This window comes from Kastovskya adunca (assembly GCF_059505785.1).
In genome coordinates this window covers 148,176-168,835 of the sequence record NZ_JCACLG010000033.1, presented here as the reverse complement: position 1 = coordinate 168,835, position 20,660 = coordinate 148,176, and the positions used below count along the sequence as shown (strand labels likewise).

The window sequence follows — 20,660 nt, the reverse complement described above, 5'->3', positions numbered from 1 at the left end:
AGGTTTATAGTTCCAGGTATTATCTGGGCGAATGCTCCACTAATAGATTATTTATTTGAACAATGGCAGACGAAAAAAATTCCAATCAAAACGACGAAACCGCACAAGATGCCAGAATTTCGGAAGAAGCGCCTGACAATCCTGCGGCTGGGGAGGCACGGACTCCCAGTGTTTCTAAAGAAAATGTTGCTAGTACCGATGAACCGGAGGCAACTGACATTCCTTCGGCGAATGCACCCGATCCCAAAGCCACAAATCCAGAAGTAAACCCTAATGCTACTGAAGACAAACCCACAGAAGTAGCAGGGAAGCAACAAAAAGGGGCGCAGGCGCTAAAAGAAGACGAAAGCGGAGAAACGTCGCCTAATCCCAAAGATGCCGATAAGGAGTCAAAGTCAGCAACCAAACCTGCCGCAGAGAAAAAGCCTCGAGCTAAAGCGGAAGAGGGCGCAGACGATAAAGCTAAAAAACCTGCTGCCAAAGCTAAAAAAGAAAAGCCTCCTGCTCCTGAAGATAAGCCTTTTCCAGAGTTTATTGAACAAGAGTACATCCCAGCCTTACAAACTGCCTTAGCTGAGGAAGGCGCTAAGGAAGTGGATTTAACGTTTGTTAAAGACAAATTTCAGACGGCTGGTTTGGAGGGAGGAGAAGACTGCTGGCAAGTGGCGGGTTCCTGGAAAAATGGTCAGCGGAAGTTTCATGTCTATTTCCCTGAGGAAGATATCAGTAAACAAAAAGCCTTTTCCTGCGCGGCTAGTGGTGGCAAGGCTAGTACTCTGGAGTCGTTCATGATTGATGAGCGCCGAGTAACGCTAGACCTGCTGGTGATGTACACTATCCAGCGCCTGAATGCCCAGAAGTGGCTGACGTGGAATTAGGAATTTAGGGAGTAGGTTGCGGTAAGAGCAAACAGCCTCTCTAGTAGAGAGCGATCGCCACCGTAGGATTAGCTTTTCTCTATAACATTGCAGCCACAAAACAAGTCACAATGTCATATAACTTGACATGATGTTGCAACTCTTAATGCCAAAAGAGGCTTCTGCTCACTGAGTTCCTTGGTAGACTGGAACGCAGCCCAGTCTGGGTAATTTTGTGAGTTGCTCGTAGTATCGCCACACTACTCCCGCCCAGAGTCAAAAGACAAGTGAGCAATTAAGTTATGGTAGATTCCCTTAAAAAACCCAGTTCTGAAGAGATACGACCCGGGGTGAAAGTCCCGTCAAAGGAAACCCTGTTGACGCCCCGGTTCTACACCACCGATTTTGATGAAATGGCGCGGATGGATCTTTCGCCCAATGAAGAGGAGCTGCAAGCGATCCTGGAAGAGTTCCGTGTTGATTACAATCGCCATCACTTCGTCCGGGATGAGGAATTTGAGCAATCTTGGGATCACATCGACGGTGAAAAGCGGCAGCTGTTTGTTGAGTTTCTAGAGCGTTCTTGCACAGCGGAATTTTCAGGCTTCTTACTCTACAAGGAACTTGGACGCCGCTTAAAAGATAAAAATCCTGTCTTGGCAGAATGCTTTAATTTGATGTCGCGGGATGAAGCGCGTCACGCGGGATTCCTCAATAAAGCGATGTCGGACTTTAACCTGTCGCTGGATTTAGGCTTCCTGACAAAGAGCCGCAAATATACTTTCTTTAAGCCCAAGTTCATCTTCTACGCCACCTACCTATCTGAAAAGATTGGCTACTGGCGGTATATCACCATTTATCGGCACTTAGAAGCGCATCCGGAAGATAGAATCTATCCGATTTTCCGCTTTTTTGAAAACTGGTGTCAGGATGAGAACCGCCACGGTGACTTCTTCGATGCTCTGATGCGCGCACAACCCCAGTTTTTGAATGACTGGAAAGCCAAGCTGTGGTGTCGATTTTTCTTGTTGTCGGTGTTTGCGACAATGTATCTCAATGACATCCAACGTGCTGACTTCTATGCCGCTTTGGGATTGGAGGCGCGGGAGTATGACAAGCATGTGATCTTGAAGACCAATGAAACCGCTGGACGGGTGTTCCCACTGGTTCTGGATGTAGAGAATCCGGAATTTTACGATCGCCTAGAAAAGTGCGTGCAAAATAATGAGAAACTAAGTGCGATCGCCGAATCGAACACACCAAAATTCCTGAAGTTCTTCCAGAAAGTACCTCCAATCGCTTCTATAGGCTGGCAATTGTTGCGCCTGTACCTAATGAAGCCGATTGATGCGGTAGCAACCCATGGTGTTGCTCGCTAAATAACTTTTCTGCTGACTTTGAAAATTAGCGGTTCTGCAATCTGTAGAACCGCTTTTTTGTGCCACGGAAACTGATAGGAAAGGATGTAAAGAATGAGATTGGGAGAAAATGCTTGGCAGTTAAGACAAGCTTTACTTATAGCCCTCCTCAAAGAGGGTTGGGGGTCTATCCCACAACTGCCAGTCCATGGCTGGTGGGTAAGTATGATTTTACTAGCCGTGGCTACTCCAGTTTGGGGTGAAGCATTGCCAGCAGAGTCTCCTAGTCTTGTTCTGGATGCAGAGACGGTTGGGGTAGAAAACCAGGATGACTTCAATCTAGAAAACCTCACACCCCAGCCCCCTTCTATTTCAGGAAAGGCAGAAACCTTCTCCTCGCTAACGGGTAGGGGTCTAACTCCTAACAGTGCCATCAATATCCTGCCACTTGAGGGCAATTCTATGGCGGTAGATGCCCCCCAGCCCTCCTTAAAAATGGGGGAGGAAGAGGACGCAATACAGGTAAGCCAAACAGAGCCTACTCCAGCAGATTTACTCACACCTCAACCCGCAGCGACGCCCAACTCAGCAGCGGAACAGTTGGATTTGAGTCCAGAGATTATTGAAAACAGTCCGGTATTACAGCGGTGGTTGGAGGAGGTACCAGATGTTTTAGACGCCATCCGCAACGATCCTAGTTTTCGCACTCGGCTGCGGTTGGGCTATTCTCAATTTCCCTCAACTAACCAGGAAGGGGGATTTAATGTTGGGGTAGAGGATGTGTTTCTCGGTCGTAGTGGTTTGACGGTAAGTGCAGATTACCAGGCAACATTTAAAGGCAACCGAGAATCAGTCGGCGCAGATTTACGTTACTACGTGCGTCCCCTCGGTAGTTATGTCAATTTTGCCCCGCAGGTAGGCTACCGCTATATAGAAACGGGCAATTACTCGACAGATGGTGTAAATGTGGGGGCGCGGTTGATGCTGGCGTTGTCTCGAACAGGTGCGGCTGATGTTTCTTTAACTCAGAGTTTTGTCTCTCCCGGTAGCAGTAATGAAGTGGGCATTACCACGCTTTCTGTGGGCTATGCGGTGACTCGCAACTTGCGCCTTGCTACAGACATCCAGAAGCAAAATTCTAGGGAAGCAAAAGATAGCCGGGTAGGGATTGTTTTGGAGTGGATGCCTTGATGTACTAAGTTCGCCTAAATTAGTCAGAAAGGCGATCGCATTTCTCTGCCAAAATCAAAATACACAGAAGTGATGCCCAAGAGGAAACGATGTATAAACTGCTACCAGGTGTCTTAATGGCAACTGCCTTAATGCTGAGTGGTGCTGAACAGCCGAAGTTAGCCCAAGCCGGAACCTGTGTGGCGGCGACAAGTTGTGGCCCGCAGCCTGTGCAGTTCATTCCAGGGCAACGGATCACAGTGGAGGTTGCCAACCTTACCTCTGGTGTGCTGCGAGTTCAGCAAGTCTACGGCACTGATGCGCTACCTGTGAGTCCGGGACAAGTGCTTTCTTTCCTGCGCGGTGGCACCGTTGACCCCAATTTTTCTGTAGTGTTTTGGGATGCTCAGGGAGCGCCATTGCAAGTTAATATCCGCAAACCAGAAGCACGACTACTAAGGATTGAGGTGCGTCCGGGGGGGAGTCTAACGGGCGATCGCTCAGTTTATCTCCGCGATGATGGTCGGATTAATATTCTTTGACATCTTGCCGCCCCTATTTGCAGTACCGAATATAGTAGGGGATTCCAAAAATCACTGTATCGATTTAGACCGTTTCCTGTTCTTGATGGGTGGAAAGTAAATATTTGCTAGCTTACCCTTCTTGTTTTAATAACACTAAAAAGGGCAAGCCAAGCTCGTTCAGCAGATGCTTCTCTCAGGATTTTAGGAAATAACACCGATCCCTTCAGCAGGCTAATGATTCATAATCGATCGGTGCTGTGATTTTGAGCGACAATGCCTGTGCAAAACTTACTTCCCTCTGAGTCCTACCGCCCTACGCCCAATTTACCTAATCAGCGGTGGCAAATCGCTCCATTGCAGACGCGAAAAGCGACCCAACTTGCACAAGCAACAGGGCTTTCCCTGGTGTTGAGCCAGATATTAATTAACCGGGGGATCGAGACAGTCGCGCAAGCGCAAGTTTTTTTAAATCCAGAATCGCAAACGATGCCCGCGCCACTGGAGGAGTTTCCAGATTTGGCAATTAGCGTACAGTTTCTCAAAGATGCGATCGCTCAACAAGAAAAAATCGCCATAGTAGGGGACTACGACGCTGACGGTATGACTAGCACAGCGTTATTATTGCGGGCATTGCGGCAGTTGGGAGCAGACGTTGATTACGCCATTCCTAGCAGGATGAAAGACGGCTATGGCATCAATCAACGCATTGTAGAAGAGTGTGCTAATGAAGGGGTGGGGCTGATTCTCACCGTTGATAACGGCATCTCTGCCTATGACGCGATCGCCCTAGCTGTAGATTTAGGCTTGACCGTTATTATCACAGACCACCACGACCTCCCCGAAAAACTTCCCCCCGCCGATGCAATTCTTAACCCCAAGCTGATTCCCGAATCTTCTCCTTACCGAGGAGTAGCGGGCGTAGGAGTTGCCTATATTTTGGCTGTGACGTTGGCGCAGGAACTAGGACAACTCAAAGGATTGACCGCACTGTTACTGGAACTGTTTACTCTGGGAACGATCGCTGATTTAGCCCCCCTAACGGGTATCAATCGCCGCTGGCTCAAGCGAGGTTTGCAACTCTTACCCCAATCTCAACTTGCTGGGGTACAAGCACTCATTCAGCTTGCAGGTGTTAGTCCGGAGTCGGTCGCCCCAAGTCCAGAGTCGGCGGTAAAACCTCAATCATCCTTGAAGCCAGAGGATATTGGCTTTAAACTGGGGCCAAGAATTAATGCCATTGGGCGGATTGGAGATCCTCAAATTGTCATTGATTTACTGACAACCGATGAGCCTGGGATAGCGCTGGAACGGGCGATGCAGTGCGAACAAGTTAACCAACATCGTCAGCAGCTATGCGAACAAATTGAACAAGAAGCGATCGCATTAGTTGAAGAACAGCAACTTGATTTACACCAACAACGAGTATTAGTCATTGTAAAATCTGGTTGGAATCACGGCGTCATCGGTATTGTTGCCTCCCGCTTGTTAGAACGCTATGGCGTTCCTGTATTTATCGGCACCTACGAAGGGGAAACCGCCGAACATATCCGGGGTTCAGCACGGGGAATTCCAGAGTTTCATGTATTTGAGGCGCTACAGTTTTGTCAGGATTTACTCGGAAAGTTTGGCGGACACAAAGCCGCTGGCGGTTTTTCCTTACCCGCTGAAAATTTGGCAGCTTTTCAAGCCTCCCTCAGTACCTTTGCTCATCAATGCTTAGAACCAGAACACCTCAAGCCGCTAGTCGCCATTGATGTTCAGGCAGATTTGAGCCAAATCACCCTTGACCTCTATCAGCAAATTGACACTCTTCATCCCTGCGGCATTGGCAACCCCGATCCTGTTTTCTGGACGCCCAATGTAAAGGTGCTTGAGCAAAAAACCATTGGTAAAGGACACCTCAAGTTAACGCTGAGTCCATTTAATCAATCGATGACTATAAAAGCGATCGCGTGGCGTTGGGGTGACTACTATCCCCTCCCCTCCCTCGTCGATATTGCCTATAAACTCAAACGCAATGTTTGGAACGGCAACATCTCGATTGAGTTGGAGTTAGTTGGCGTGCGCTTACCTGTTTCTCCCCCGCCTCCTCCCAAGACAGCTGAGTTTCACCACAACGAACGCCACTACACTTGCAGTCTTTATGAGTTAGACAATGAACTGAAAATTCAAAACCCAGAAGGAAAAGTTCTGGCAATCCAAAAAGGACAACGCCTAGGGCTTTTAGGCAAGCATCGGCAAGAGGCAAAGGAGGTGGATGTCACCCAGCCGCACTACTTCCAACTTATTAAAGCCGCTATTCACGCCTTGGAACTGTCGGAGTAGGTATACTAATATCCCTCAAGAAATTCGGGAAGTTCTTAGGGAAGACAGCACGAGCAATCCTTTTGCTGCTCCCCTACTAGCAGAAATGGGGCTAGGGAACTATTTTGGAGCCGTCGGGTAACTCAATCTCATCAGTAATAACTTCCCCGTTTGGCATGATGGTATTTTGTCTGATGGGTTCTCCCACAACGTCTTCCCAGATAGCTCCCTTAAGATTAGCGTTGGTCAGGTTGGTAGTTTCTCCCCAGATAGTGCCTCTGAGATTGGCTCTTTCCAGATTGGCATCATGCAGAGCAGTCTCAACCAAACTCGCTCCTTCGAAGTTGACCTCCCTGAAGTTAGCTCCAGTCAAATTGCTCTCTTGGAAGGTGGCACCACTCAAGTCAGCTCCTTCCAAATTGGCGTTACTCATCCAAACACCAGCCATATTTGCTCGTCTTAAAATTGATTGACTGAAATTGACCCTCTCGAGGTTAGCCCCCCCCAAGCTGGCATTGGTCAAATTAACCCCACTCAAGTTAGCCCCGCTCAAGTCAACGTACTTCAGCTTGACTCCCGTGAAATCTCTCTCCCCAGCAGCGTAGCGCCTGAGCAACTCTTCACCAGTTATATCCATACTCACCTCTTGTGTCAGAACAAATGTACTATATGATTGCCTCAGTTAATTGAAGATCTAGTCCAAAGGCATTCAATAAAGGACGTGTTCGTTTAACCTCAAGCAAAAGGAGGGACAGCACAACTTCAGGCAACAAGGTTTGCAATGCGCTAGCTGGGAACAAGCTCCCCAGTCGGGAAGTTCAAATGGGTCGGTAGATAGGTAAGCGTAGTGAGCCAGGGTAAAAGCAATCAGCGCTTCTCACGAGCCAACGATACACTCCGAGCAGGGTGGTCTGACCAAATCGATGCACTCAGGACTCAGGACTAAAAAAAGAGCGACACCAGTGAGTGTCGCTCTTAAAGATTTATTAATTTTTAATAGACTGGGTTAACAGTGATCTATAGGTCGCCGCCGAGAGCAGCTAATGCGAAAATCACTATGGGGCCAGAAAGAACGATCGCCGCTAGCATGGTGAGTTGAGCGATGACTTCCCAGTTAATATTTCCTAGAAAACTTAAATCCATATATCCTCCCAATCTTGTTCCAAAGAATTTGATAGAAAACTGAAAAACTTTAAGGTTATTAAGATTTTACCCGGCAATTGGTAGGATTTTTTAATTAATTTTATAAAAATATATAAAACTCAATGAAAGATTGTGTATCGGGCAGAAGCGGTGAAAACTCGATAAGCTGAATGGGCTGGGAATTTTGAACAAAATTGTAAGTAATGGCGAATTGGCGTTGTGTAAAGCAATGTGGTGCGTGCTGTCATCTTGACCCCTCAGAACGACCGGGGCTAGAGGAGTATTTGTCACCCGCAGAATTAGAACAGTACCTGAGTATGGTAGGGGAGGGCGGCTGGTGCATAAACTTTGAGCAGGAAACGCGAGAATGCCGCATCTATGATGACAGACCGCGTTTTTGTCGGGTAGAACCGGACATTTTTCAGGATATGTACGGTATTGAACCGGAGGAAGTCAATGATTTTGCTATCGACTGTTGCCAAGAGCAGATTGATGCCGTCTATGGCGATCGCAGTTTAGAACAAATTCGCTTTAATCAGGAAGTCGGCATTTGAAAAGGTTGTGGTAAAGTTTGGAAAAGATGAGATAATTATGAAAATAATTTTCGAGCTGTTGTGAAACTTTCTTCTCGACCGACTCTCTCCCTAGCCGCGATTGAACCTCTACTGAAAAACCAATCCGACCTCAACTGGTCAGTGATGAAACAAAAGCGATCGCAACAGCCGACTCTCTCCAATCCCCAGAAACAAGAAAAACCCGTACAGGCGCAAAAACGGGAGAAATGGGCGATATTCAGCTCCACATTTTTGACCATCTTTTTTGCAGAAATGGGAGACAAAACTCAGTTAGCCACGTTGTTAATGAGTGCCGAATCCCAATCTCCTTGGCTCGTTTTTACAGGTGCAGCAACGGCACTAGTTGCAACTAGCTTACTAGGAGTGTTGCTCGGTCGCTGGCTAGCTAGTCGTCTTTCTCCCAGAACACTAGAAGTCGCCGCCGGAACCCTTTTACTTTTCATTTCTGTGCTGCTGCTGTGGGACGTGGTGCAGATTTAGGAACTAGGAACGAGGGTGAGTCCTGAGTCGGGGAGAAAGTATGAAGTATGAAGGGTGAAGTATGCGATTGGAGTAATGGCTAATCGTCGTCAATTTTTCTCTCCCCTGCTCCCCTGCACCCCTGCTCCTCTGCTCCCCGGCTCCCCATCACCCCTGCTCCTCATCTCCCTGTTAAGGATTAGCACTAAACACATATCAAACAACATGGACTGGCAACTTCTGGGACTGAGCTTTATTACCGTATTTTTGGCGGAGATTGGAGACAAAAGCCAACTGGCGGCGATCGCATTAGGGGGAAGTTCTCCTTCTCCCCGCGCCGTCTTTTTGGGTTCTGTAACGGCACTGCTTCTCACTACCCTGATCGGTACTTTGGCAGGAGAAGGAATTGCCCAGTTACTGCCTGTACGAATATTAAAAGCGATCGCTGCCGTAGGATTTGCTCTAATAGCAGTACGTCTCCTTTGGCCCTCAGAAGCAACAACGGAAGAAGATTAGGTGTTGTTGTAGGTAGAGACGTTACGGTATACGTCTCTACGGTTCCATTGCCTACTCGGCAGTTGGCACCACTTGATACATGTTTGCCGCTTTGAGCATGTGATAGGCAACAAGGAGTTGTGTCATAGCTAGAGGGTAGCTTTGAAGAATTTCTCCGGTTGTCCCAACTACCTGACCGAGGTTGGTATTGCCTCCCAAGCTACAGAATTTTCCTAAATAAGGGACTTCGTTGCACAACATCCGCTCCATGTCCCGCACTTGTTCGCCAGTAGCATGACCATCAATTTCTAAAACATCGACGGGTTTACCCATATCGCGGTCAAGATCGAGCCGAACCGCAGAGGGGGAATGCTCCTCGCCAGGTGCCAAAATCTTATCGAGTTCTGGGTGAGGAATAGTCGGTCTGAGTACCAAGCGCACATTTAGGAGTAAATCGTTTTGCTCGGATTCACTCTCAGACGGATAGAAACTAACGACAATATCTGCCCACTTGCGTTGGGGGCGGATAAACGCTTCAGAATCCGCCTCTCGTTTTTGTAGTTGTTCGAGAACCTGTTCTTTGCTGTAGCCCCGTTTCATCGTGTCGCGCTTGACTTTCCACTGAGTACGGACTGACTCCGGAGGTGCCAAAAACACTTTCACGTCGTACTCATCACGGGCTCCACGAGTTGAGTAACCGAGTAAGCCTTCCACAATCACAAACTTATTCGGCTTGATGTACTCTGGCGGATCAAACATCCCCGTGCTGTGGTTATAAATTGGCTTGAGAATCGGTTGTCCACTACGGAGCAAAATCAGATGCTGCTCAATGATATCCATATAGTTGCAGTCGGGATGTAGTGCAGAAATCCCTAATTCTGCCCGCTGCGTCCGGTCATAGCGATGATAGTCATCTGTACAGATTACTGTGACATCATCTTCGCCCAATACTTGAGCTAGTCCTCGTGTCAATGTGGTTTTACCAGCGGCACTGTCACCAACAATACCAAGGATAATTGGGCGATTAGTCATAATTCCTCCGAGTCAAGGGACGGTCTTGTGTGGGGCTGCGAATTGGTTTAATTCTATGTGGGAAGGGGAATTGAAGCAATCTGTATTTTGGGATTGGCTTGTGGCTGCTAGTTCATAGCTAATGGGGAGATGAGGAGAACCAATAACTTTATTTATACTTCACCCTTTCTCCCAATTAACCCCAGCCTTGCTTACTTTTTAGTAACAAATTCTTTAGCGATCGCATCCGTTTTAGCTGCCATGATAAAGTCGTTTTTGTGCAACCCAGAAATAGCGTGAGTCCACCAACTGACGCTTACTTTGCCATACTCAGTGAGCAGTGCGGGGTGATGCCCTTCTTCCTCTGCGGCTTCACCAACTTTATTAGTAAAGGCAAGTGCTGTTTGAAAATCAGGAAACTTATAGCCACGCTCTAGACGAGGCTCTCCATCTACATCAATCAGGTTCCAGTCGGGAATTATCGGCTTGAGTTCAGCAATTTCTTCTTGGGTAACAGACGGCGCATCTTTATTACAAGCCGTGCATTTTTGTTCAGTTAGGTCTGCCATGATTATTTCTCTGATTGAACTGCCACAACTTTAATACACTAGGTCTTTCCCTCAAGCATCCATCTCATGAAAAAACTGACAAAGGCTGGAAAATAAGCATAATTCAGTCCCTAACTTGAGCAAGCCATTCCTTAGTGACTGCTGTTGTGCAATATCTCAGTTATTTAAACCAGTTTTACTTATTTTTCAGATGCGATCGCGAGCAACATATCATCGCTTCTTAACAACGCTACAGAGGGATAAAGTCCCAAGGGTAAGAGCGCTAGACTATACAATGCTGCCTACAATCCCGTTTCATGACATATCCGGATCAACCCCTCACTTATCCTTCCACCCGCAAAAGCGATCAAGTTGATAATTATCACGGTACAAAGGTTGCCGATCCTTACCGTTGGTTAGAAGACCCAGATTCAGAAGAAACAAAAGCTTGGGTGGAGGCGCAGAACCAAATCACCTTTGGCTATCTCAATGAGATCCCGGCGCGGGAGAAGATTAAGCAGCGGCTGACACAATTGTGGAACTACGAGAAGTTTGGAATTCCGTTCAAAGAAGGAAATCGTTACTTCTATTTCAAAAACGATGGCTTACAAAACCAAAGCGTTCTCTACACCCAAACCTCCCTCGACGCAGAGCCGAGAGTATTGCTCGACCCCAACACGCTTTCTGAAGATGGCACGATCGCTTTATCCGGTTTAGCTATCAGTGAAGATGGCAACCTGATGGCTTATGGGCTATCCACTTCCGGTTCAGACTGGAAAGAATGGCAGGTATTGGATGTCGAAACCGGAGAAAATCTGCCAGATCATCTTCAATGGGTGAAGTTCTCCGGCGCATCCTGGACGCACGACAATCAAGGCTTTTTCTACAGTCGCTACGATGAGCCGAATCAGGCAACGCAGTACGAAGACGTTAACTATTATCAAAAGCTTTACTATCACAAACTCGGTACGCCTCAGTCAGAAGACCTGCTGATTTACGAACGCCCAGATCAAAAAGAATGGGGCTTTAGTGGTGGTGTTTCTGAGGATGGACGTTATCTAATTGTTTCTGTTTGGTTGGGAACGGATTCGAGAAACTTGGTTTTCTACAAGGACTTGAGCAACCCCAATGCTGAAGTTGTGGAACTCATCAGCGAATTTGAAGCGAGCTATGGCTTTATCGATAATGACGAAAGTGTCTTCTGGTTCCGCACAGATTTAGATGCGCCTCGCGGTCGCGTCATGGCGATTGATATCAACAACCCCGCGCGGAAGAATTGGCGGGAAGTGATTCCCCAAGTAACAGAAACTCTAGAAAGCGTCGGTTTACTGAATAATCAGTTTGTTGCCGACTACCTGCAAGATGCCCGTTCCGCGATTAAGATTTTTGAGCTGGATGGGTCTTTTGTGCGGGAGGTTGAATTACCAGGGATTGGTTCAGCCGGGGGCTTTAACGGCAAGCGTCATGATACAGAGACGTTTTATAGTTTTACCAGCTTCACCACTCCGGCAACCATCTATCGCTACAACATGGTCAGTGGGAAAAGCGAGGTTTTCCGTCAGCCGGAGGTGGACTTCAACCCGGATAGCTACGAAACAAAGCAAGTCTTTTACCACAGTAAAGATGGGACGCAGTTGCCGATGTTTGTCACCCACAAAAAGGGATTGCAACTCAATGGCAATAACCCGACGTTCCTTTATGCCTATGGTGGCTTTAATGTTTCGCTAACTCCCAGTTTTTCAGTCAGTCGCTTGGTGTGGATGGAGATGGGTGGCGTCTATGTAATGGCGAATCTGCGCGGCGGTGGCGAGTACGGCGAAGACTGGCATCAAGCGGGGATGAAGCTAAAGAAGCAAAATGTTTTTGATGACTTCATTGCGGCAGCAGAGTGGCTGATTGATAACCAGTACACTTCTCCAGCCAAGCTAGCCATTGGCGGCGGGAGTAATGGGGGATTGTTGGTGGGTGCCTGTATGACGCAGCGCCCGGAGTTATTTGGGGCAGCATTACCTGCGGTGGGGGTAATGGATATGTTGCGCTTCCACAAGTTCACGATTGGTTGGGCGTGGTGTTCTGAATACGGTTCCCCAGATAATTCAGATGAGTTTGAGGCACTTTACGCCTATTCCCCATTGCATAATCTAAAGCCTGGAACCGCTTACCCCGCAACGATGATTACCACGGCAGACCATGATGACCGAGTGGTACCTGCCCATAGTTTCAAGTTTGCCGCTGCGTTGCAAGAGGCTCATGCGGGGGAAAAACCTGTGTTCATTCGAGTGGAAACTAAAGCAGGACACGGAGCTGGGAAGCCTACCACTAAGATTATTGAGGAAATTGCGGATGAGTGGGCATTTTTAGTCAGGGTGCTGGATGTAGAAATTGATAGTGCTGAGTCCTGAGTCCTGATTTCACACTTTCTGTACCACAAGGGTAGGGGCGCAAGGCAAGAGTGCCCCTACGACATTCTGTATTGCAGCGAGTTGAAAACTGCGATAAGAATAGACAGACTTTTATCCCTTGTTGGCAGCGCCAGGTTAGTTGGTATGACGGAGCGAAATATCAATTTTAGGGAGGCAATACAGGAAGACTCCCTCATTGCCGAACACTTCTATCAAATGTGGCGGGATAATGATGTTCCCGCCGATTCTATCTGCTCTGACTGGCATGAGATTACGCTCCAGTTTATAGAGAACGCACGCCGAGAGCTAGGCTATAAGGCTTTTGTGGCGGAAGTTGACGGGGTAGCGATCGCTTCTGTGAGTTGTCAGCTTTTTGCTGGTCTCTACCCTCATATTCTCCAAGAAGAATACCGGAAATATGGCTATATTTGGGGTGTTTATGTGGAGTCGCCTTACCGAAATCAGGGAATTGCTAAAAAACTCACTTGTCTAGCCAGCGACTACCTGAAATCCCTCGGCTGCACGCGAGTTGTTTTACACGCCTCGCCACCCGGCAAACCTGTCTACTCCCGCCTCGGCTTTATAGCAGGGAATGAGATGCATCTAGACTTAAAAACGCTGTAAATCGCAGGGCATTGTTTTTGATGGAAGCGTTTTTGCCAAATTTATAGTTTGTGTTGCTTTTCGGTGAATTTATATCGGGAGAAATACCGAGGTGGTTTTAACTAAAAGTTTGATTATATAGAAGCTGACCTAAATAATCTTCAGCCTTCTAAGTAAAACTAATGACAAACACAGACTGGAGCCGAATTTTGGCTTATCTTCCACCAAATGCAACAGAATCTATCGTCAGCAGCCAGTTTGTAGAGCCACTTTTAGACGCACTAGGATTCAACGATCTAGAGCGACATCCACAATTTAAAACTGGGGACGGTGCTAAATCAGTAGATTTTGCCGCTCGGGAAAATTCTGATGGTGATATTTTTTTATCTTCTCCTAATAACCCCTATTTACTTGTTGAAGTCAAGGGTAGAGCAATAGCCAGTGGAGCTACGATTAACTTAGCAGAAGATACTCCTCACTACAAAAAGACAAAACATCAAATTCAGCAATATCTTCTTGCCCCTAAATGTAAAACAGCTCAATGGGGCATTATTACTAATGCAAATCATATTCAACTATTTCGGCGACACGAGAAAGTTGTCGTTCCTGCTACCCCTAATCTTTTAATTAAGGAAAGTAATATTAACAATATCATTTCTGGAATCAAAACTTTATTAGAAAAACCTCCCAAAGCTTTAACAGTTTGCATTTACAACAATAAGGGAGGAGTAGGTAAAACTACAACAACTATAAATTTAGCGGCTACTTTCGCTAAATTAGGCAAAAAAGTTCTTGTAGTCGATTTTGATCCGCAGCAAAAAGATTTAACTAACTCTCTGGGGCTACAAGAAGGAATCGTAACTCTATCGAATTGTTTAATAAATCCTACCCTGAGTGTTCGTAAAGCAATTCAGCCTTTTCAGGTTCAATACAAATGCGGAAACAAGGTCAAGTTTGATGTTATTCCTTCAGATTCAAACTTAGATGCTCTTAGCCATATAACTACAAGTATACAGAAACGCGCTGCTAGACTGCGAGACTTGCTTAAACCATTGGTGAATGATTATGACTACATACTGATTGATTGTCCTGCTAACTGGATGTTTTTTAGTCAAAGTAGCGTCTACTCAGCTGATGTCATTCTCATTCCCACAAAACACAACAGTTTAACATCGTTAGAGAATGCAGCTAAAGTTATTAAACATTTCATTCCACAAGTAAAAAATCAAAGGGGAGACGGGGGCCCAGTTGCACTTCCAATATTTTTTAATGGCGAAAAAATAACTGACCCTCAAATAGAGGCAGTAAATACGGCTATATATAAGCTTATTATTACCATTAAAAGAACAAAGAATTTTGATTTATTGCCCTATTACTGGCCGAAATATTGTACAGGAGATAAAAACCAAACAATATTTAGTATTCCTGGATACGCAATTGTTTCAAATTCGGTATTTTACCGAGTTCCAGCAGCTTTAAAAGATATTACTGCTTACAAATACTATCACAAATTAATTGAGGAGTATTTTTGCCATGGGTGATTTTGACAATCTTGGTAATTTGATGCACTTACCTTTAGAAGATATAGAACCGGGAGAAGATTATTCTGGTTCAGAGTTTATTGTTGACGCAGCCGCTAAGGCTGTTTTGCAATCGGGTGGTCGAAATTGGATTCCTGTTATCGTTAAGGAAACTGGTGACTACCAGTACCAAGTTGTTAGCAATCATTTTGTCTATGCAGTTGCCCAACAAGCTGAGTTAGAAAGGGTTTGGTGTATTGTTATCGATCCAGAGCCGCAAAACATTGAGCAAGCGAAAATTCTGGCGCAAGAAGTTTCTCCCAAGGTAAATCTCAATACAGCGTCGAGAGATACCATCCTGTCTGCACTCAGATATTTAGTTTCAGAACCAACTAGCCCATTAAAGGGATTGGATGTTCTTAAAGCTACCAATCGCATCGCGGAAACAGATAGAGAAACCTGGAAAAACTTTAATGCTATTCCTAGCCTCAAGTGTGGAATAATTAAAGGTAAGAAATTAGATGCTCTAAAACAAGTATTTTTCTTCTCACCTACACCCAAGTTGAAAACGCCACCACCACCAGCAACTATTAGTGTAAAACGCGCATCGAGAGAAGAAATTTTTGAGCGTCTCAACTACTTATCAACCTATAAGATAGGTGATTTTGAAGCTATCAATCCCGATAAGGTAGCTGATGCTATATTTACGGCTAGCAAAGGAAAATGGAGAAGCTTAAATCCTATAACCAAACTGGAATGCGGCATTGATACCGCAAAAATTAAGTCTCTAAAAACTGTATTGACTCTCTAAGCAGAAGGAAAAAGCCAGGTAATCTAATATCAACGGAGACACTACAGACAAAGACATAACTGTCATCCCGTTAAATTACTTATGGATCTTGATCGCATTTTGATTTGGATGGTCTGCCTTTCCTGCCTTGCGCTCTTACTACAGGCAACTCGTTTGCCTTTAAGAGATAGCCTTGGCTGGATTCTCGTCTCTAGTTTCATCTTAACGATCACCGCCGCCACGTTCTATTTTTCCCCAGCCTGGGCAGCTTGGGTGAGTGGTAGCCTGTGGGCAATTTTGGTGATGATTCCCCTCCTCGGTAGAGCCAAGGTAAACCGACTGTTCTATCAACAGCGTTACAGCCAGGCGTATAAACTCGCAGCACTTCTGCGCTGGCTGCATCCCGCCGACGGATGGCTCGAACAACCGCAATTCCTGCGAGCGCTGGAATTAGGGCAACAAAACCGGATGGACGACGCCCTAAAAATTTTCCATCGTGACCAGAACCATAAAACTCCCTTCGGTCGCAAAACTATCGCCTCGCTCTACCACATGGGGGCGCAATGGGAAGAACTACTGGTATGGGTTCGGGATAGCTTACCGGAAAAGGTGTTGCTGCAAGAACCTACTTTAGTGGTTTACTACCTACGAGCTTTAGGAGAAACCGGGGATTTAAATAGTTTGCTTCAGGAGTTAAAGCGTTTTGAGAGGAGCTTAGAGAAGTCAGGCGATCCCACAACTATAAATCTAGTGCGAATGTATGCCCTAGCCTTTTGCGGACAAACAGAACAAGTTAAGCAAATGTTCGAGCATTCCTTGAGGATATATTCCCCCAACAGCCGCACCTTCTGGCAAGCGACAGCGGAGATGGCGGCGGGAAATGCTGCAAATGCTGGCGAACAACTGCGGAGTCTGGAGAATAGCAGCGATGTGGTAACTAGGAATGCGATCGCTTGGCGATTGTCTCATCCTGGGAGCGCTCAAAAGGTACTGACAGAGTCATCCCAGCAAATTCTCTCCCGCATTGGCACGGAAATTAAGCAAGAAGCACGCTACAGCGGTAGAGCTTTCCCAGGCACGAAAGCCTATGGAACCTACGCACTAATCGGGTTAAATCTGTTGGTATTTGCCCTAGAAATCCGATTAGGCGGTAGCGAAAACATCGAAACCCTCTATCGTCTCGGTGGTTTGGTTCCTCAATTAGTTTTAGCGGGAGAGTGGTGGCGGTTAGTTAGTGCGGTGTTTCTGCACTTTGGGGCTTTGCACCTGGCAATGAACATGCTGGGATTATATTTTCTCGGTACTTTTGTAGAACGGATTATAGGTATTTGGCGATATCTGCTTGCTTACTTTATTAGTGGAGTCGGCTCGATGTTCGTTATTGTCCTTCTGGCTGTCAGAATGGATGCTGCACCACAAATTACCGTGGGAGCCTCGGGCGCGATCATGGGAATGATTGGCACAATGGCAGCCATTTTGCTGTGGGGTTGGCGTCAGGAAAAATCTCGCGTTGCAGCAAGAAGACTGCGGACGATACTCTTTATTGTTGGCTTACAAGTCGTCTTTGATTTAACAACGCCGCAAGTTAGCTTTGTCGGTCACGCTTCGGGATTAGTTTTAGGCTTTCTAATAAGTCTTTTGTTACTATGGGTTTGGCAATTTAAAGATTAGGCTTAGTCAAGATCGACATGAATTTATTAAAATTTAAATACTCGCTAAATATAATAGTTTAGTTTTTTTTAACTGTTTGCGCTATCTATTTATAAAAAAGCTTGGTACAGGATAAAAGCTTACCAAATTAGAAGAGCAAAAAAGAGTTTATGACAATACTATATATTAGATAAACTCAAATACATAAATAAGAAAATAGTATCGTTCTCAGCAAGTTTCCCCCTTAACGGCTAGTCGATAACCTCTAGTAGTAGTTTAAAGTCAATTTAAAGATTTCATCTTTTGTTAACCTTTTAAGTAATGAGCTGCTAACGTTTGGGAGGGAGTTAGAGATTATGGATTAAGGAAGATGTTCGAGATTGAACGTTCAAGGGTTTTTGACAAAAACTAGAAACCTTGAACCACTATAAAGACGACGGACTAGTGACAACTGAGCAATTCGTGAGGAGTAGTGCGTGTTGAGAATAGGTTTTAGTGCTAACCGAGCGCCAATCCACAAGCGTATCGGCAAAAGCCTATGGACAGGTTGGAAAAATTCTGTCTTACTTTTACCATTTGCCTTACTCTTTACAGTCTCTGCCAATGCCCAAACACCTAGGCTCGGCGTTGTGAAAGCGCCAGAAAATGCTGGGCAATGGGAAGGAATTTCGGCTCGATTACAGGCGACAGGTGTTAATTATTGTGTGGTTGATTTGCCTCAGTGGTCGCGGGCTGCTGATTTAGGCGGAACAAAGTTGCTATTTTTGCCTAATGTCGAAATTCTCAATTCTCAACAAATCGTCGCCTTACAAGAATGGATGGAAAAAGGTGGGCGAGTCATTGCTAGCGGGCCAACAGGTAGTTTATCCCAACCCGATGTGCGAACTCGGTTGCGATCGCTTCTCGGTGCCTACTGGGGCTTTGCCCTCACTGCTCCTTCTTCGTTGGAACCCTTACGGGTCAATACCCAACCCTGGGTGCGCCAGGATGGGCTAGCAGGCAATGTCTCCGGTGGGGTTGTAATTCCTGCCGGGTTGAACTCGTCAACAGTTGCGGTTTGGAAGTCTAGCGACACTCCACCTGCGGTTGTCACCACCGATAAATCCGTCTTCCTCGGCTGGCGCTGGGGGGTGGATGCAGTTTCGACTACTGCCTTAGATAGTGCCTGGTTAACAGCCGCCCTAGGGCGTTATGGGGAAACCCCAACGGCGGGCGGTTCCGTCTCGACAGACTCTCAACAATCCTGCTCCTCAGGCGGTACAACCGCTAACCGCAGTCCGAAATCGGGAACCACCACAGCGCAAGTCGGCACGGATGATGTCGTGTCTCCCCCAGCCACCGTGCTACCTCGTGCAGGAGAGCGTCTCTCTGCGGCCCAAGTAACGGCGATGCGTCAGGAACTAGAAAATCTCATCGGTCGCTTTGAGAGTGCCTTACTCGCTTCTGAGGCGACCAGTAGCAACATAACTTTGCAAGCCGCAGCATCTGCTGCTCAATCCGGCGATGCTAGTCCTAAAGGAGCGATCGCTCAAACCGTAAGCAACCGCACCCCACCCCTCAGTTCCGCCCAGCGATCGCTTGTTGCCGCGAGAGCAGGTCTGCAAAACTTCCTCCAACTAGTTGAGCAAAAAAATTACAATCAAGCTAGACAGGAGTGGTTGCAGGTACGACGCATCCTTTGGGAAGGCTACCCCACCGACCGCCCACAAGCCTCTTCAGAAGTGCGGGCGATGTGGCTAGACCGAGGTACGATTGTTCGCGCTGGCTCAGAAAAAAATTTAGCGAAGGTTCTGGACTCCCTGGCGGCGGCGGGAATTAATACCGTCTTTTTGGAAACGGTGAATGCAGGGTATCCGATTTATCCCAGTCAAGTAGCACCGGAGCAAAATCCTCAAATTCAGGGCTGGGACCCCCTAAAATCGGCGATTAAGCTAGCTCACGAGCGCGGGATGGAACTGCACGCCTGGGTGTGGATTTTTGCTGCCGGAAACCAGCGCCACAATCTGTTGCTCAATCAACCCGCCAGTTATCCTGGCCCAGTCCTGTCTAAGCATCCCGATTGGGCGGGGTATGATAACCGGGGACAAACGATCCCCCTAACCCAGACGAAGCCATTTTTTGACCCTGCCAACCCGGAAGTGCGTCGTTACTTAATTGCACTACTAGAGGAAATTGCTACCAACTACGAAGTTGATGGCATCCAACTAGACTACATCCGCTATCCCTTTCAAGATGAGAGCGCCAATCAAACCTATGGCTACGGGATGGCAGCACGGCAGCAGTTTCAGGCATTAACCGGAGTTGACCCTGCAAAGATTTCACCGCGCGATCGCCAGTTGTGGAAAAAGTGGACAGATTTCCGCCTCCAGCAAATTGATTCCTTTGTGGCGACTGCATCCCAGCGCCTGCGAGCCAAACGACCTTCTCTAATTATCTCCGCCGCCGTCTTTCCCATCCCCCGAAGGGAACGTCTGCAACGACTACAACAAAACTGGGAAGATTGGGTCAATCGCGGCGATGTGGATTTGGTTATCCCGATGACTTACGCCCTAGAAACTAATCAGCTCCAAAACTTGGCGCAGCCGTGGTTAATGCAATCCAGCTTAAGTTCAGCACTGGTTTTACCAGGAATTCGGCTGTTGAACTTACCGGATATTGTCGCTGTCGATCAAATTCAGCTTCTCAGGGATTCGGCAGCAGTGGGTTACTCCTTATTTGCCGCAGAAAATCTCAACACCAATCTCCACAGCATATTTAGCCGCACTCAAGGCAGAAACGATAAAACCCCAAATCAGCCTTTACCTCACCGTCAGCCGTTTGCCGCTGCCAGTGTTCGTTACGGAGCGTTGCAACGGGAATGGAGCTACCTGTTGTCTACCAATCAATTACGGGTTGAGCAAGACTCTCTTACAGCTTGGAGTAGACAAGCCGATGCTGTGAATGCGGCATTAAATCAACTAGCAACTGAACCTTCTAGCCAGAACTTATCGGTAGCCAAAACTAAGGTGGCGGCATTCCGCAGACAATTTTCTAGATGGATGCAACTACAAACGGCAGAGCAACCCTATCAAGTCCAGGTTTGGAACAACCGTCTAGCGACGATTGAGCAGTTATTGAGCTATGGAGAGCGGGTGCAGTTGCGAGGGTCTAATTAACGTAAGTTCGGGATCAGCATTGGGAGCAATTTGGGATCAATTCTTACCCTAAGGTTTCAGTATTGGCGATCGCGAAGCGCTGCCGCAATGCAGCAG

At 46.8% G+C, this 20,660-nt stretch carries 18 protein-coding genes; 14 read left to right on the top strand and 4 right to left on the bottom strand.

Translation table 11 applies throughout. The features are described 5' to 3' along the window. Nucleotides 1–62 precede the first annotated feature (62 nt). From AC5JR3_RS13625 to recJ, 5 genes are all read left to right on the top strand, one after another. A complete protein-coding gene (locus tag AC5JR3_RS13625; protein WP_495846821.1) occupies nucleotides 63–878 on the top strand; it encodes a DUF2996 domain-containing protein in 816 nt (271 codons plus the stop codon). Between the two features lie 281 nt (nucleotides 879–1,159). Beyond that, complete coding sequence (acsF, locus tag AC5JR3_RS13620; RefSeq protein WP_495846819.1) at nucleotides 1,160–2,236, top strand: magnesium-protoporphyrin IX monomethyl ester (oxidative) cyclase; 1,077 nt, start codon at nucleotides 1,160–1,162, stop codon at nucleotides 2,234–2,236. Nucleotides 2,237–2,710: 474 nt separating this feature from the next. Next, complete coding sequence (locus AC5JR3_RS13615; RefSeq protein ID WP_495846984.1) at nucleotides 2,711–3,406, top strand: hypothetical protein; 696 nt, start codon at nucleotides 2,711–2,713, stop codon at nucleotides 3,404–3,406. A gap of 89 nt (nucleotides 3,407–3,495) precedes the next feature. After that, on the top strand, nucleotides 3,496–3,927 hold the full coding sequence (locus tag AC5JR3_RS13610) for a hypothetical protein (RefSeq protein WP_495846817.1): 432 nt from the start codon (nucleotides 3,496–3,498) through the stop codon (nucleotides 3,925–3,927). A 255-nt stretch (nucleotides 3,928–4,182) separates the two neighbouring features. After that, a complete protein-coding gene (gene recJ, locus AC5JR3_RS13605) occupies nucleotides 4,183–6,234 on the top strand; it encodes a single-stranded-DNA-specific exonuclease RecJ (protein WP_495846815.1) in 2,052 nt (683 codons plus the stop codon). A 91-nt stretch (nucleotides 6,235–6,325) separates the two neighbouring features. Here recJ and AC5JR3_RS13600 read toward each other — a convergent pair whose 3' ends face one another. Together AC5JR3_RS13600 and psb30 are read right to left on the bottom strand one after the other, a co-directional pair. Next, a complete protein-coding gene (locus AC5JR3_RS13600; RefSeq protein ID WP_495846813.1) occupies nucleotides 6,326–6,850 on the bottom strand; it encodes a pentapeptide repeat-containing protein in 525 nt (174 codons plus the stop codon). 380 nt (nucleotides 6,851–7,230) lie between these two features. Further along, the gene (psb30, locus tag AC5JR3_RS13595; protein WP_495846811.1) at nucleotides 7,231–7,356 is read right to left on the bottom strand and encodes a photosystem II reaction center protein Ycf12/Psb30; all 126 of its coding nucleotides are present in this window, start codon (nucleotides 7,354–7,356) and stop codon (nucleotides 7,231–7,233) included. A gap of 203 nt (nucleotides 7,357–7,559) precedes the next feature. Between psb30 and AC5JR3_RS13590 the strand changes: the two genes are divergently transcribed. The 3 genes from AC5JR3_RS13590 to AC5JR3_RS13580 all read left to right on the top strand — a co-directional run bounded on the left by AC5JR3_RS13590 (nucleotide 7,560) and on the right by AC5JR3_RS13580 (nucleotide 8,906). Next, nucleotides 7,560–7,910, top strand: a complete 351-nt coding sequence (locus AC5JR3_RS13590; RefSeq protein ID WP_495846809.1) for a YkgJ family cysteine cluster protein — start codon at nucleotides 7,560–7,562, stop codon at nucleotides 7,908–7,910. Nucleotides 7,911–7,970: 60 nt separating this feature from the next. After that, the gene (locus AC5JR3_RS13585; protein WP_495846807.1) at nucleotides 7,971–8,411 is read left to right on the top strand and encodes a TMEM165/GDT1 family protein; all 441 of its coding nucleotides are present in this window, start codon (nucleotides 7,971–7,973) and stop codon (nucleotides 8,409–8,411) included. 204 nt (nucleotides 8,412–8,615) lie between these two features. Next, a complete protein-coding gene (locus AC5JR3_RS13580) occupies nucleotides 8,616–8,906 on the top strand; it encodes a TMEM165/GDT1 family protein (RefSeq protein ID WP_495846805.1) in 291 nt (96 codons plus the stop codon). 51 nt (nucleotides 8,907–8,957) lie between these two features. Here AC5JR3_RS13580 and AC5JR3_RS13575 read toward each other — a convergent pair whose 3' ends face one another. Together AC5JR3_RS13575 and AC5JR3_RS13570 are read right to left on the bottom strand one after the other, a co-directional pair. Continuing rightward, complete coding sequence (locus tag AC5JR3_RS13575; protein WP_495846803.1) at nucleotides 8,958–9,917, bottom strand: phosphoribulokinase; 960 nt, start codon at nucleotides 9,915–9,917, stop codon at nucleotides 8,958–8,960. Nucleotides 9,918–10,108: 191 nt separating this feature from the next. Continuing rightward, entirely contained in the window at nucleotides 10,109–10,465 is a 357-nt protein-coding gene (locus AC5JR3_RS13570; protein ID WP_495846801.1) for a 4a-hydroxytetrahydrobiopterin dehydratase, read from the bottom strand. 296 nt (nucleotides 10,466–10,761) lie between these two features. Here AC5JR3_RS13570 and AC5JR3_RS13565 point away from each other — a divergent pair, with 296 nt between their 5' ends. The 6 genes from AC5JR3_RS13565 to AC5JR3_RS13540 all read left to right on the top strand — a co-directional run bounded on the left by AC5JR3_RS13565 (nucleotide 10,762) and on the right by AC5JR3_RS13540 (nucleotide 20,564). Next, complete coding sequence (locus AC5JR3_RS13565; RefSeq protein ID WP_495846799.1) at nucleotides 10,762–12,846, top strand: prolyl oligopeptidase family serine peptidase; 2,085 nt, start codon at nucleotides 10,762–10,764, stop codon at nucleotides 12,844–12,846. A gap of 144 nt (nucleotides 12,847–12,990) precedes the next feature. Further along, entirely contained in the window at nucleotides 12,991–13,470 is a 480-nt protein-coding gene (locus tag AC5JR3_RS13560) for a GNAT family N-acetyltransferase (protein WP_495846797.1), read from the top strand. A 161-nt stretch (nucleotides 13,471–13,631) separates the two neighbouring features. Continuing rightward, on the top strand, nucleotides 13,632–14,990 hold the full coding sequence (locus AC5JR3_RS13555) for an AAA family ATPase (RefSeq protein WP_495846795.1): 1,359 nt from the start codon (nucleotides 13,632–13,634) through the stop codon (nucleotides 14,988–14,990). After that, nucleotides 14,983–15,780 (top strand): ParB N-terminal domain-containing protein, encoded by a 798-nt coding sequence (locus AC5JR3_RS13550; protein ID WP_495846793.1) that lies wholly within the window; start codon nucleotides 14,983–14,985, stop codon nucleotides 15,778–15,780. The genes AC5JR3_RS13555 and AC5JR3_RS13550 overlap by 8 nt, the downstream gene beginning before the upstream one ends. A gap of 81 nt (nucleotides 15,781–15,861) precedes the next feature. Further along, entirely contained in the window at nucleotides 15,862–17,430 is a 1,569-nt protein-coding gene (locus AC5JR3_RS13545) for a rhomboid family intramembrane serine protease (protein ID WP_495846791.1), read from the top strand. 455 nt (nucleotides 17,431–17,885) lie between these two features. Then, a complete protein-coding gene (locus AC5JR3_RS13540; protein ID WP_495846790.1) occupies nucleotides 17,886–20,564 on the top strand; it encodes a family 10 glycosylhydrolase in 2,679 nt (892 codons plus the stop codon). Nucleotides 20,565–20,660 lie beyond the last annotated feature (96 nt).